We start from the raw sequence: 12,646 nt of genomic DNA on the forward strand, positions 1-12,646 counted from the left end.
CTATGCGGCCAGGGACAGCCCCCTTAACTGTATTTGCTCTTGACGGCTGTTTGACGCCCTTAAGCGAGGCACAGCCCTCCATTTAATCCGTCAGGCGCGATTCGCGAAAGGCGCTAGGAGTCGTGCCGGTAAGCCGCTTAAATACCCTCCCAAAGGTGACGGAGCTGGAGTAGGCGACAGTCGTCGCAATTTCTTGAACCGGGAGGCTGGTTGCAGCCAGCAATTCCATTGCATGCTGGATTCGCAGCCGGGTGACGTAATCGATGAAGTTCTCTCCGAATTCTTCTTTAAATAATTTACTCAAATTTTTCACGCCGATTTCGAACCGGTCGGCAAGATAATCCAAGGAGAGATCAGGATCTTTAAAGTGCTCGTCGATGTGCAGCCTTATCGTATGAAGCAGTCCAAAGTTTTTTCTCTCCCTGCGAATCATCTCCAGCTGCTGCCGAATGGCGGAAAGATGCTTTTTAACCATGTCCAATAACTTATCAAGCGAATCCAGCTTGGCTAAATCGTCAGCAAAGGACAGGTCGATATTGTCGCTGTAATTGTCGGCGAGCTCATCCAAAGAGCGCTGCAATTGAAATTGAAAAAATCGCACCAGCTGTATAATCGTCTCGCGTGAAGGCCTGGTCGATCGAATTTCACGATCAAAACTCGCAAAGGGCGACTCCCAGTCCTCGTGCATGACAAGCTGCTGTATGATGGAGCGGATTGTATGCAGATATTGATAAAGATCCTTGTCTCTTCGATCGGATATTTCGCTGAATAATAAAATCCGGTTGGCCCCGTCCGCCATCTTGTATTCCAGCGCCTTGAGCGCTTCCTTATTGGACTCATGAACGGAAGCGATATCCTCGATATCATCTCCGACTGCGACTGTAATCGTGAACGGGAGATGCATTTCGGTCCATGACCGAAATCTCTCCAGCATTTCAATGACATCGGTATGACGGATTCGCTTGGCATGCATCAGGAGAATGGAGAGTTTTGACGGAGAAATCCATTCGTGCAGGAAGGCGAGATCGGCCTCCGAGCTCATTTCCTTCCATACGTTCGTCAGCGAAAAGATTAACAGCTTCTGATCGGTATCACTGAATTGTTCCTCAAAGGAAGCAAAGCCGTCAATCTCCACGATGACTGCGGTCTGCCGCCCATGCAGCGAAGGCAGTTTCAGCTGCTCCCTGGCCTTTTCCCACGCGTCGGCAGTGATCGGTCTTGTCCCTTCCATCAATTCATAGAAAAATAGCCGGCGTTTCTCGGGAATGCTTTCCTCAACCCGCTTTTTATAGTCGTCGGATTGCTCCACTACGGATTCAATAACGGATTCAATAAAGCGAAACTCGTTGCTCTCCCCAAGCACGCTGGTTGATCTCGACACGGCGAATGACCGGATTCTCAATAAAATCTGCTGAATTGGCCTGTAAGTCCGCCGGGTCAAAAATAAAATGAGCCACACGCCTGCCATAGTGACGCCAAGCGCGGCATAGGCCCATGCTTGATTCACTGTGCTTAGTGAATTGAGCCAGCCCCTTTTGATATCCCCGTTCTCCATCGTCCAGCCTGAATACGGAGAGGTATAAACGGAAGATTGCCGGGAGGCCTTTGCTGATATTGTTGCGGAATCGGCAGTAGCAAACAGGCTCTGTCGATTTTGATCCGTAATTTGAAAATAGGAATATTTCAATGCGGAAAAGTCGTTAAAGTCTTCTATAAAATTCATCAAAGTGTGAACCGGTATATTCACAATGGCCAGCCCTTTGGGACCGTAACCTAGCGGATATTTCACTGTCATGGACACAACCTCTTGGCATGCCTGTTGGCTGGACGGAGTGTAACAGCGCTTCGTTGACCAGCGAGACAGTGATGGATTATGCGGCCATTGCTTGATGATAAAGGGCAAATCAGGATAGCTGGAAAGCTGCCCCATCCCATCCGTTCCAAAAATATAGTCGTTGGAGAATCTGACTAGGTAGATGGAATAAATAGACGGATGATCTTTCATGAGCTGGTTCAGTGCTTGGGAAATCTTATAGTTCAATAAAGCGTTTTCATTGGAGCCGGTTCTAAAAAATTCTCCGAAAACAGAGTTAAACATGAGGTCGTTCACGACGGATTCATCCAGCTTGCGCAGCTCGTCATCAAGTTTATTCATAACGTTTAAAGTGAATTGATGGTTTGTTCTCGTTAATTCCTTTTTGTGCATCACGATATTGTTCAGAACGAGCAAGGCGATTAGAAAAAAGGTTATGCTAATAAAAATCAAAAGATAGGAGAGCATCATGCGATACAATGAGGATTTTATCAAAACGATCCCTCTTTCTTGTAACCTATCGTTATGATGAGCAGTTTCAATTAATTTGTCAAATACAGGGTGAAGGAGAAATAAGAATGATTTTTACAATAGATTGCCCGGATAAAGGAAATGGTTTGTAAAGCCGGTTGACAATAATCTCTCAAAAAGCGTATAGTCAGAACCAATGATATCCACTAGGGGCGCCCGCAAGGGCTGAGATAAAGCGAAGCTTTGGTCCCTTTGAACCTGATCTGGGTTATGCCAGCGTAGGAAAGTGGTTGAACGGTGCTTTGGTTTGGTATGCCTGCGCCGTTTGCCGCTTCCTGTCCGGAGGCGGCTTTTTTGCGCCTTGCGCTTGACAGGAAGAAGCAAATCGCAGCGCTGCTGCCTTAATCGTTTCCGTGAAACGGAAAGGTTGATTGCCGCAATCTCAGGCGATTCGGGATCATTCCCGAGGATGCGTGCGGGTACGAGGCAGCAGCATACAAATTCAACCGTTCCCTTTTCTTTCGTCAGCACCTCCTAGCGGATATCGTTCAGAATCTGCGAGGAGGTTTTTTATTTATGGCGATTATGACAAAGCCCCTTCCGGGCAGCCGCAAGGTGTATATAGACGGTGGAACTGCGGGAGTCCGCGTGCCGGTACGAGAAATTGCACTTTCGGACAGCGATGTGCGCGGGCAACAGGTGCCGAATGAGCCCGTCCGGGTGTACGATTCCAGCGGTCCTTATACGGATGAAAGCTATGAGGCCGATATCCGCCGCGGTTTGCCGGCGCTTCGTGAGGAGTGGATTACCGGGCGCGGAGATGTCGAAAGCTACGACGGCCGCGAGGTGCGTCCAGAGGACAACGGTTTTGTTTCCGCTGAAAGAGCTGCAGAAAAAGGAGCGGAAATTTTTCCGTCAAACGGCCGGAAGCCGCTGCGCGCCAAGCAGGGCGGCAACGTAACCCAGCTGCATTACGCCCGTAAGGGCATCGTCACGCCGGAAATGGAATTCATCGCGATTCGCGAGGGTATGGAGCCGGATTTTGTCCGCAGCGAGATTGCAGCCGGCCGTGCCATTATTCCCGCTAACATCAACCACCCCGAAATCGAGCCGATGATTATCGGGCGGAATTTTCACGTGAAAATTAACGCGAACATCGGCAACTCCGCAGTGGCATCCTCAATCGAGGAAGAGGTAGAAAAAATGACGTGGGCGACCCGTTGGGGAGCCGATACGATTATGGATCTGTCCACGGGCAAAAACATTCATACTACCCGCGAATGGATCGTCCGCAACTCCCCGGTTCCTGTCGGCACGGTGCCGATCTATCAAGCTCTCGAAAAGGTAAACGGTAAAGCGGAGGATCTCAGCTGGGAAGTGTTCCGCGATACGTTAATTGAACAGGCGGAGCAGGGCGTTGACTACTTCACCATCCATGCCGGAGTGCTGCTGCGTTATGTGCCGCTGACGGCTAAAAGGGTGACTGGAATCGTCAGCCGGGGCGGCTCTATTATGGCGGCCTGGTGTCTGGCGCATCACAGGGAGAATTTCCTGTACACGCATTTTGAGGAAATCTGCGAGATTATGAAAGCCTACGACGTCAGCTTTTCACTTGGCGACGGGCTGCGTCCGGGGTCAATTGCAGACGCTAACGACGAGGCGCAATTCGCAGAGCTCGACACGCTGGGCGAGCTGACAAAAATCGCCTGGAAGCATGATGTGCAGGTCATGATCGAAGGTCCGGGCCATGTACCGATGCATCTCATCAAAGAGAATATGGACCGCCAGCTGGCAGTGTGCGACGAGGCGCCGTTTTACACGCTGGGACCGCTGACGACGGACATCGCGCCGGGCTACGATCATATTACGAGCGCGATCGGAGCGGCAATGATCGGCTGGTTCGGCACGGCGATGCTTTGTTACGTGACCCCGAAGGAGCATCTTGGCCTGCCGAACAAAGAGGATGTGAAGGAAGGCGTCATCACGTACAAAATCGCCGCTCATGCGGCCGATCTGGCAAAAGGGCATCCGCGCGCGAGACTGCGCGACGATGCGCTTTCCAAGGCGCGCTTTGAGTTCCGCTGGCGCGACCAGTTCCATCTGTCGCTTGATCCGGAGCGGGCGATGAGTTATCACGACGAAACGCTGCCGGCCGAGGGAGCCAAAACCGCTCACTTCTGCTCCATGTGCGGGCCGAAGTTCTGCAGCATGCGCATCACGCAGGATATCCGCGATTATGCGGAGCGTGAAGGCTTGGACACGAAGGAAGCGATTGAGGCCGGCATGCAGCAGCAAGCGGATGCGTTCAAGGCTAGCGGCGGCAAAATTTATGCTTGATGCGGAGCAGCGCGAGCGGTATTCGCGGCAAATGCGTTTTACGCCAATTGGTGAAACGGGCCAGCTGAAGCTAATGCGGTCTCGCGTGCTGATTGCCGGAGTCGGTTCGCTTGGCGCTTCGCTGGCGCAGCATATGGCGCGGGCCGGAGTCGGAGAAATCCGGCTGGCTGACCGTGATTACGTCGAGTGGAGCAATCTGCAGCGGCAAATGCTGTTCGACGAGGATGACGCCAGGCTAAGCCTGCCCAAAGCGGCGGCGGCGGCGGATAAGCTGAGCCGCATCGCCAGCTCGGTGCGGACGGAGGCGATCGTCGCCGACCTTACCGCGCCTGGCGCGCTGGAAGCGGCGGCAGCGGGCTGCGATTTGGTTCTAGACGGGACGGACAACGCGGCAGTCAGGCTTCATTTAAACGATTGGTGTTTTCGGAACGGTGTGCCATTTATCTATGGCGGCGTTGCCGGGGCGGCTGGAATGAGCGCGGCGCTTGTGCCGGGCAGCACCTGCTGTTTGCGCTGCCTGTTCGGCGGCGAGGAGGAGCAGGAGAGCGGCGATACATGCGACACAATCGGCATGCTATCGCCGGCGGTGGAGATGATTGCCGCGCTGCAGTCGGCAGAGGCAATCAAGTGGCTCAGCGGCAATCGCGGGGAGCTTCGGCGCACGCTGGTCAGCGCAGCCGTCTGGCCGTTTGCGATGCGGGAGCACCGGCTGCCGGCTTCGTCGGCCGGCTGCCGGTTGTGCAGCGCCGCGGCGATAGCGGGTGACGTTAATCAAGCGATGACGCAAACGATGAGTGCGGCAGCACCTGTCTCCAAAGCGGCTGATGCCGCTCTTGCCGTTTCCAAAACAACAGCCGTGCTTTGCGGCCGGGATACGGTACAGGTTGAGCTGCAGCGAACCGGAAATCCCGGCATGTACCGGAGCAGGCTGGAGCAGCTTGGCTGCACGGTCATTCAAAATCCCTATTTGCTGCGCGCGGAGCTGCCGGATAACGAGGGGCGCTTCGTTGTTTTTCCCGACGGGAGAGCGCTCGTTCAGGGCACAAGCGATCCCGGTGAAGCGATTCGCCGTTGCGAGATTTATTTGAGCTAGCGATTTTTAGGAGGGGCAAGCATGAGCAAGCTGGATTTTAAGCTTTACGTTATTACGGGCGAGAACTACCATCCCGGCAGAACGCTGGAGGATGTGATGCGCGAAGCGCTGCACGGCGGCGCGGACATCGTGCAGCTGCGAGATAAAACGGCGAAGGAGCCAGAGCTGCTGGAGAAGGCCCGTCTGCTTAGACGGCTTACCCGTGAGTTTGGCGTGCCGTTTATCGTGAACGACTATCCTCGGCTGGCTCTGGAGGCTGAAGCGGACGGCGTACATATCGGACAGGACGATACCGGGTTTTCGGAAGTCCGCGAGCTGCTTGGACCGGACCGCATCATCGGGATCAGCACGCACAGCCTGGAGCAGGCGCTGGCGGCCGAGGACGCGGGAGCGGATTATATCGGCGTCGGCCCGGTTTTTCCGACTGGCACGAAGCCGGGGCGCAAGGCAGTTACGTTGGATTACGTGCGGCAGGCGGCGCGGCATGTTCGTATTCCATGGGTCGCAATCGGCGGCATTCATACGGGCAATGCCCAGGAAGTGCTGAACGCAGGGGCGACGAGACTGTGCGCGGTTTCCGCTATCGTCGGCAGCGACGATCCCGCATCCGTTTGCCGCAAGTTGAAATCAATGATACAAACATCCGCAGGCGCGGACATCATGCTGAACGGAACCAGGCATCGTACACAGGCTGCAACGCTGAAACAGCTTGTCGAGGAGAACGGTTTGGCTGGCAGACGAATCGTCGCGGAAGCGGACGGCTCCATTATCCCCCGCGAGGGCTGGGGAGAAACGATGCTGAGAAGCGGCATGACGGTTGAGCTGGTGCATTTTGTTGGAGGAGGCTGAGATGGTATGAGACTGGATGTGAATGAAGTTATACGGGGCGGCTCAGGCCGTCCGAACGATGACGGAAGCAGCGGGAATCGTTCAGACGGGACAACCGGCGCCAATACGGGGGACAGCTGGACCGTCGGAGGCAAAACGCTCACCTCGCGTTTTTTCCTGGGGACGGGCCGCTTCCCTAGTCCGGCTGTCATGCTGCAGGCGCTGCAGGCGAGCGGAGCGGAGGTCATTACATTCGCCGTGCGCAGAGTTAATCTGGACGAGGTTGCGGATGACTCCATCTTGCAGCATTTGCCTGAAGAGCGGCTTACTTACCTGCCGAATACATCGGGAGCGAGCAATGCCGACGAAGCGGTCCGAATTGCCAGACTGGCGCGCGCAGCGGGCCTGGGAGACTGGATCAAGGTAGAGATCAGCGCGGATGCCCGCACGCTGCTGCCGGACCCGGTCGAGACGTTAAAAGCGACGGAACGGCTGGTCAAGGAAGGTTTTACCGTCCTGCCCTACACGTCCGACGATCCGATTCTGTGCAGGTATTTGGCAGAGGCAGGAGCATCAGCTGTCATGCCGGGAGGAGCGCCGATCGGCACCGGTCTAGGCATCCTTAACCCGTATAATTTGGGCCTGATCGCAGAGCAGCTGAACGTGCCGGTCATTGTTGACGCCGGACTCGGCTCTGCTAAAGATGCGGTACAGGCCATGGAGCTCGGCGCAGCGGCCGTGCTGGCTAACACGCCGGTAGCCAAAGCCGGGGATCCCGTTGCGATGGCCGAAGCGATGGCGCTGGCGATTCGGGCGGGACGGCTGGCGCGGCTTGCCGGCCGAATCCCGGAGCTGCCTTATGCTTCCGCGAGCAGCGCGGAGGCGGGCAAGCTGTTCACCTTTGCGCCGGATGCTGCAGGCTTGGGAGCGAGTTCATGAAGGAGCGGGTGCTCATTCTCGGCGGGGGCATTATCGGGCTTGCGTGCGCGCTTGAGGCAGCCCGGACTGGGGAGCGGGAGGTAGCCGTTGTGGAGCGCGGCTCCTTTGGCGGCCAGGCGACCGGAGCTGCGGCGGGAATGCTGGCGCCGTATTCAGAAAACCCGGAGCAGCCCGACGCCTTTTTTCAGTTGTGCCAGGACAGCCTGAACCGCTACCCGGAGTGGGCAAGCCGCATCGAGGAGCTTAGCGGAGCGGATGTCGGACTGCGCCGAACGGGCAGTGTTGGCGTCGTTTTCCATGAGGCTGACCTGCTGCCTCTGCAATCAAGGCTTCGCTGGCAGCAAGCGGCAGGCAGCGGGGGCGAGCTGTTGAGCGCTGCTGAGATCGCGAGGCTGGAGCCTAAGCTGGCCGCAGGCGCGGCAGGCGGAATTTTCACGCCGGCGGAAGCGCATGTTGACGCGCCGCGGCTTGCCGCCGCGCTGGAGCAGGCATGCCGGCAGTTAGGTGTGCGCCTTGACGGCTGCACCGGCGGACTTGCCTCGCTGGAGCTGCGGCCGCATGGAGGCGGCGGCAGTCCGGTTAGGCTGACGACTGAAAACGGAGAAAGTTACGAGGCTGACCATCTGGTCATCGGGACCGGAGCATGGACCGGCGAGTTTGAGCAGCTGTTTGGACTGCCTGCTACCGTTCACCCGATCCGGGGCCAAATATGCTCCTACGAAGTACCGGACGGCCTTGTGCGGCATATGGTTTTTTCCAGCCAGGCGTACTGGGTGGCCAAATCCGGCATGAGGCTCGTATGCGGAGCTTCCGAGGACGTAGCCGGATTTTGCTCAGATGTGACCGCTAAAGGCATCGGCCGGCTGGAGCGCTGGAGCGCGCGGGCGTTCCCGATGCTGGCGGACATGAAGCCTAAGCTGAGCTGGGCGGGACTGCGTCCGGCAACCCGTGACGGAAGACCGCTTATCGGCCGGCTGGACGGCTATCCTCAAGTTATTTTTGCAGCCGGGCATTACCGGAATGGAATTTTACTAGCTCCGGCTACGGCAGCAGCGGTGCTGGCTTTGCTGGAGGAGAAGCAGCTTCCGCTGCTGAGAGCATTTCGTCCGGAACGGTTCCGCAGCTCTTCCGCTGGCGCAGCCGTCCCGGCAGCAGCCCCAGCTGTTGTGCCGGAGCTTTCCGCAGCAGGGCTGGCAGCGGCAGCACAGCGGGGGAGGGATGGAAGATGAGCAAATGGATGATACCTGCGCCGGGGCGCAGCGGCAGCCTGCTGCCGGTTAAGCGCGTGCTTACCATTGCAGGTTCCGACTCTGGCGGCGGCGCTGGCATTCAAGCCGATCTCAAAACGTTCCAGGAGCTTGGCGTGTTCGGAATGAGCGTGCTCACGGCTGTTACGGCTCAAAACACAATTGGCGTGCAGGGAGTCTATCCGCTGTCTGCCGAAGCGGTTGAACAGCAGCTCGATTCCGTTCTGGACGATATCGGAGCCGACTCCGTGAAAACGGGCATGCTTTTTTCGCCTGAGCTGATTGAAACCGTTGGGAGAGGGCTGAAGCAAAGGGGCGTGTCCAACCTTGTTGTTGATCCCGTCATGATATCCAAACACGGCTCGAGGCTGTTGGAGGAGCAGGCGGTGGACGCGCTGCGGCGCGTCATGATTCCGCTGGCGGATGTCATTACGCCGAATTTGCCGGAGGCGAGCGCGCTGCTCGGCTGGGAGGAACACGAGCTTCATACGGCAGCCGGCATGGAGGCGGCGGCAAGGGAGCTGCTTCGATTCGGCTGCCGTCACGTTCTGCTTAAAGGGGGGCATTTGCCCGGCAGCAGCGACGCGGTCGATCTTTTGCTGAGCGCGGACGCGCCGGACTGTCCGGAGCGCTTTTCCGCGCCTCGTATCCCGACGCGCCATACGCATGGCACGGGCTGTACGACGGCTTCGGCGCTTGCGGCTTTTCTTGGCCGGGGGCTGGAGATGAAGGAGGCGGCGCGGCAGGCGAAGGCGTTTACCCTTGCGGCGATTCGTTCCTCGGGTCCGCTTGGAGGGGGAACCGGCGCGTTATGGCATGCAGCATGGAGAAATGAAGCTGAATTGGAAACAATTCCCTCAACCCGGAGTCTAATCTTTTAAATGAGGAAAAAGTCCGGGGGGCTGATGCCATGAGTTTCCGTTCAGGTTCACCTAGAAGTCTGAGTCCAAGGGACAGAAACCGAAGGGCTGTTGGCGCTCTGCTGCTTCTGTTGCTTACTGGCGTCGCTGCTCTGTTCTGGAGCGGGCTGGCCGGCATATGGATGGACGGAATGAGCGCTATCGTCAATAATACCAAAAGATATGTGAATCAAGGCGCTCCGATTGCAGGTTCCTATTCGGTAACGGTCAATTTGGACAACCTGGACGAGAACATTGGCAAAGAGCTATATCGGGATTCTACCCGCTCCATTTCCATCGGTTCTTTTGTTAAGCACGGGGAACATTATCTCATCTGCTTCCGCTCCTATGGCAGCTATTCCTTGAAGGGGGCGGAGCTGGCGAGCGGAAACCGGCATATTTTTGACGGCACGGCTTTCTCTACGGAAACGACAGCTAGAATGAAGGCGGAGCTTAATGGAGTTACCTATGAATCGTCGTATGCAGGCGGAGGAGGAATCAACTGGAAAGACGGAGACGAGTTCTGTTTTTATCCGTTTCCGCAGCAGGAAGCCGGACAGACTCAGCCTGACAGCGGCCTGGCCGTTTTAACCGTGGAAGGTTTATACAACAACCGCTGGACCAAAAGATAGGCCGTTCATCGTCTATATGTTCAAGTTCTGGAATTTTGAGGCAGAGGATTCGCATAGAATAGTTCTAATAGCCTCGATGAAGGAGCATGGTCCATGAAAACGAATGGAAAAACGGCCAAACCGAACAAACCTTTTGTTCCAAGCGGAGCTCCAGTTGCCAAAAGCAAAAATGAATCCATTGGCAAGGACAAAAAACCATTCAAAGGATTTCAGGTCGACAATCCGAATTATTCCGAGCTTGATTGGCTGGACGGTCCCGCGCCTAACGAACCGGTTCTTGTTCCAGCTCCCTCCCAAAAGCCGGGCGCAATCCGCAAGGTGAAGCTGCACGGCTTTTCAAACGTGATGGAGCACAATGCGCCGACGGATGCCCTGAACGCAGACTTTGAAGCAGAGGAGCAAAAGGCGCGGGAGCGTGCTGCTTTCGGCGGCGAGCCGAAGCATGAGGAAACACAGGAGCTGAATGAAATCCGGTACAGCCCTTCGCTCAAAATAAGGACGGCTCCGTCCGTGCGGATGATGCCTCACGAGCAGGTTTCAGAAGCAGGATCATCCGATGCGGGCAAAGAAGCAGCATGGCCTGAGGACATTCAAGAAGAGCGCATTGGCGAGAGTTTGTACGGAAGTTATTTTGCAGCGGCCAAACGGGGAGGTTCGGCCGCTGCCGTCAAGGAGCGTCCCTCGTTGCAGCGTACCACCTTTGCCGGGGGCAGCAAGCTGAAGCAGGCGGGGCATGAGCTGCAGCATGGAGCCGTTCCGTTTGATTTCAAGGACCGCAGCCGTGTGGATGTGATCATTCGGCTGGAGAAGCCTTTTCAGGATGCCGGTTATTCGCTGGCTTGTTCCATGGATGTGCCGTTCTGCCATGCCGTCGTGCGCGCGAAGCTTGGCGCCGAAGCGGTTGTGACGCTCATTCGAACGCAGGAGGAGGGCAATTCCAAAGGCAGGCTGGATTGGATTGCCGCAGGACGCCCCGCACACTGAGCCCCGGCTGCCGGTCTGACGGGATAACTTCTCCGCATATAGCTCTGCTTCATAAAGAGGCTGCATTGTCATCTTCCGGATGGCGGCGCGGCCTTTTTGGCGTTGAGGGACTTTTTTAATCCATAAGGCATATGTCCAACGTGTACAATAGCCGTTTCCACCTGTACCCGATTCTCATAAGCTGGCTAGCAAGAGGTGAGACGATGAGAGAGTCACGGCCACGCCAGAAAGGCAAACATCCTTCCCTGAAAAAAGCCCGGAAAAAGCCGGCGGTCCGGCCTGTCTCCCGCAGCCGAAGCAAAGGAGCGGGGACAGCGCTTCTGCAGCCGGGTCACGCTCCTGTTGTATCGGTCATCGTTCCGGTCATGAACGAAAGAAGAACGATTGCCGGTGTGCTGAAGCAAGCGCGGCTTGTCCATCCGCACACGGAATTGATCGTCGTAGCCAACGGTTCTACCGATGGATCGGCGCAAATTGCGGCGCGCATGGGGGCGAGGGTCATTCACTGCGCGCATGCATTAGGACATGACGTTGGGCGCAGCGTCGGCGCGCGCGCGGCAAGAGGCAATGTGCTGCTGTTCCTCGACGGGGACATTATCGTCCCCGCTGCCCGGCTCCGCCCGTTTGTAGATGCCATTCTCAGCGGCAAGGTTGATATCGCATTGAACGATTATTCCGGTCCGGTCAGCGTGAGCCAAGTCCATCCTGTCGTGCTTGCCAAACACGCGCTGAATACGATGATGGGCCGCGACGATCTTCTGGGCGCTTCGCTTACGGCCATTCCGAATGCGATGTCGCGCGCAGCAGCGGAGCGGGTCGGTTTAGAGACGTTGGCCGTGCCCCCGCTGGCCCAAGCCAAGGCAATCGTGTTAGACATGGTTGTTTCCCGCGTCGCTTATGTCAACGTTGGCAGCACCAACCGTCCAAGGCGGGAGCGGGAGCGGAGAAATCCGCTTCACCGCCTCATAACCGGCGATCATCTGGAGGCCGCTTATTGGCTTGGCGAACAAGGGCTGGCAGCCGCCTGGAGAGGAGCGCCTTCGTATTCCGGCCCACTGGTGCAAAATGGAGAGCTTGTTGTCGTAAGCGGTTATTCGGAGGCAATTGCCCATGCTCAAACTGCCGGACTGGAAGAGCAGGAGCCGCTTGATGCGGATGAAATGGAGGAGCTGAGTGAGCCTGAGGACCTTGATGAGCTCAGTGAGCTTGAGGAGCTGAGTGAACTTGAGGAGCTGAGTGAACATGAGGAGCTCAGTGAGCTTGAGGGAACTGGTGAGCCCGAGGAATCAGATGAACTTGATACATCCAAGGTGTTAGAAGACCCGGATCCAGCAGAGCCGACGGAACAAGACGAATGACCAGCCGGTTTTTAACGCTGCATATGATGCGATTTTGAGGAAAGG

The 12,646-nt window shown here is 56.6% G+C and carries 10 protein-coding genes and 1 riboswitch; of the genes, 9 read left to right on the forward strand and 1 reads right to left on the reverse strand.

Going from position 1 to position 12,646, the window contains the following annotated elements:
* Nucleotides 1-82: 82 nt before the first annotated feature.
* Nucleotides 83-2,308, reverse strand: a complete 2,226-nt coding sequence (locus M3223_RS05805; RefSeq protein WP_251559987.1) for a helix-turn-helix domain-containing protein — start codon at nucleotides 2,306-2,308, stop codon at nucleotides 83-85.
* A gap of 174 nt (nucleotides 2,309-2,482) precedes the next feature.
* Nucleotides 2,483-2,586, forward strand: a riboswitch (TPP riboswitch).
* A 274-nt stretch (nucleotides 2,587-2,860) separates the two neighbouring features.
* Between M3223_RS05805 and thiC the strand changes: the two genes are divergently transcribed.
* The 9 genes from thiC (at nucleotide 2,861) to M3223_RS05855 (ending at nucleotide 12,601) form a co-directional block, all read left to right on the forward strand.
* Complete coding sequence (thiC, locus tag M3223_RS05810) at nucleotides 2,861-4,621, forward strand: phosphomethylpyrimidine synthase ThiC (RefSeq protein ID WP_251559989.1); 1,761 nt, start codon at nucleotides 2,861-2,863, stop codon at nucleotides 4,619-4,621.
* Entirely contained in the window at nucleotides 4,614-5,714 is a 1,101-nt protein-coding gene (locus M3223_RS05815) for a ThiF family adenylyltransferase (protein ID WP_251559992.1), read from the forward strand. The genes thiC and M3223_RS05815 overlap by 8 nt, the downstream gene beginning before the upstream one ends.
* A 21-nt stretch (nucleotides 5,715-5,735) precedes the next feature.
* On the forward strand, nucleotides 5,736-6,563 hold the full coding sequence (gene thiE / locus M3223_RS05820; RefSeq protein ID WP_353057670.1) for a thiamine phosphate synthase: 828 nt from the start codon (nucleotides 5,736-5,738) through the stop codon (nucleotides 6,561-6,563).
* A 6-nt stretch (nucleotides 6,564-6,569) separates the two neighbouring features.
* On the forward strand, nucleotides 6,570-7,481 hold the full coding sequence (locus M3223_RS05830; protein WP_251559994.1) for a thiazole synthase: 912 nt from the start codon (nucleotides 6,570-6,572) through the stop codon (nucleotides 7,479-7,481).
* Nucleotides 7,478-8,710, forward strand: coding sequence for a glycine oxidase ThiO (thiO, locus tag M3223_RS05835; RefSeq protein WP_251559996.1), 1,233 nt, complete (start codon nucleotides 7,478-7,480; stop codon nucleotides 8,708-8,710). The genes M3223_RS05830 and thiO overlap by 4 nt, the downstream gene beginning before the upstream one ends.
* On the forward strand, nucleotides 8,707-9,609 hold the full coding sequence (gene thiD / locus M3223_RS05840; RefSeq protein WP_251559998.1) for a bifunctional hydroxymethylpyrimidine kinase/phosphomethylpyrimidine kinase: 903 nt from the start codon (nucleotides 8,707-8,709) through the stop codon (nucleotides 9,607-9,609). The genes thiO and thiD overlap by 4 nt, the downstream gene beginning before the upstream one ends.
* A 29-nt stretch (nucleotides 9,610-9,638) precedes the next feature.
* Entirely contained in the window at nucleotides 9,639-10,259 is a 621-nt protein-coding gene (locus tag M3223_RS05845; protein WP_251560000.1) for a hypothetical protein, read from the forward strand.
* Nucleotides 10,260-10,352: 93 nt separating this feature from the next.
* Entirely contained in the window at nucleotides 10,353-11,243 is an 891-nt protein-coding gene (locus M3223_RS05850) for a WIAG-tail domain (protein ID WP_251560002.1), read from the forward strand.
* A gap of 203 nt (nucleotides 11,244-11,446) precedes the next feature.
* Complete coding sequence (locus tag M3223_RS05855; RefSeq protein WP_251560004.1) at nucleotides 11,447-12,601, forward strand: glycosyltransferase family 2 protein; 1,155 nt, start codon at nucleotides 11,447-11,449, stop codon at nucleotides 12,599-12,601.
* Nucleotides 12,602-12,646 lie beyond the last annotated feature (45 nt).

Origin of the sequence: Paenibacillus pasadenensis (assembly GCF_023715725.1) — a bacterium.
GTDB classification, from domain to species: domain Bacteria; phylum Bacillota; class Bacilli; order Paenibacillales; family Paenibacillaceae; genus Paenibacillus_O; species Paenibacillus_O pasadenensis_A.

Coding starts and splice junctions, on each gene's coding strand:
- thiC (WP_251559989.1), top strand. CDS start 2,861: ATGGCGATTATGACAAAGCCCCTTCCGGGCAGCCGCAAGGTGTATATA.
- M3223_RS05815 (WP_251559992.1), top strand. CDS start 4,614: ATGCTTGATGCGGAGCAGCGCGAGCGGTATTCGCGGCAAATGCGTTTT.
- thiE (WP_353057670.1), top strand. CDS start 5,736: ATGAGCAAGCTGGATTTTAAGCTTTACGTTATTACGGGCGAGAACTAC.
- M3223_RS05830 (WP_251559994.1), top strand. CDS start 6,570: ATGAGACTGGATGTGAATGAAGTTATACGGGGCGGCTCAGGCCGTCCG.
- thiO (WP_251559996.1), top strand. CDS start 7,478: ATGAAGGAGCGGGTGCTCATTCTCGGCGGGGGCATTATCGGGCTTGCG.
- thiD (WP_251559998.1), top strand. CDS start 8,707: ATGAGCAAATGGATGATACCTGCGCCGGGGCGCAGCGGCAGCCTGCTG.
- M3223_RS05845 (WP_251560000.1), top strand. CDS start 9,639: ATGAGTTTCCGTTCAGGTTCACCTAGAAGTCTGAGTCCAAGGGACAGA.
- M3223_RS05850 (WP_251560002.1), top strand. CDS start 10,353: ATGAAAACGAATGGAAAAACGGCCAAACCGAACAAACCTTTTGTTCCA.
- M3223_RS05855 (WP_251560004.1), top strand. CDS start 11,447: ATGAGAGAGTCACGGCCACGCCAGAAAGGCAAACATCCTTCCCTGAAA.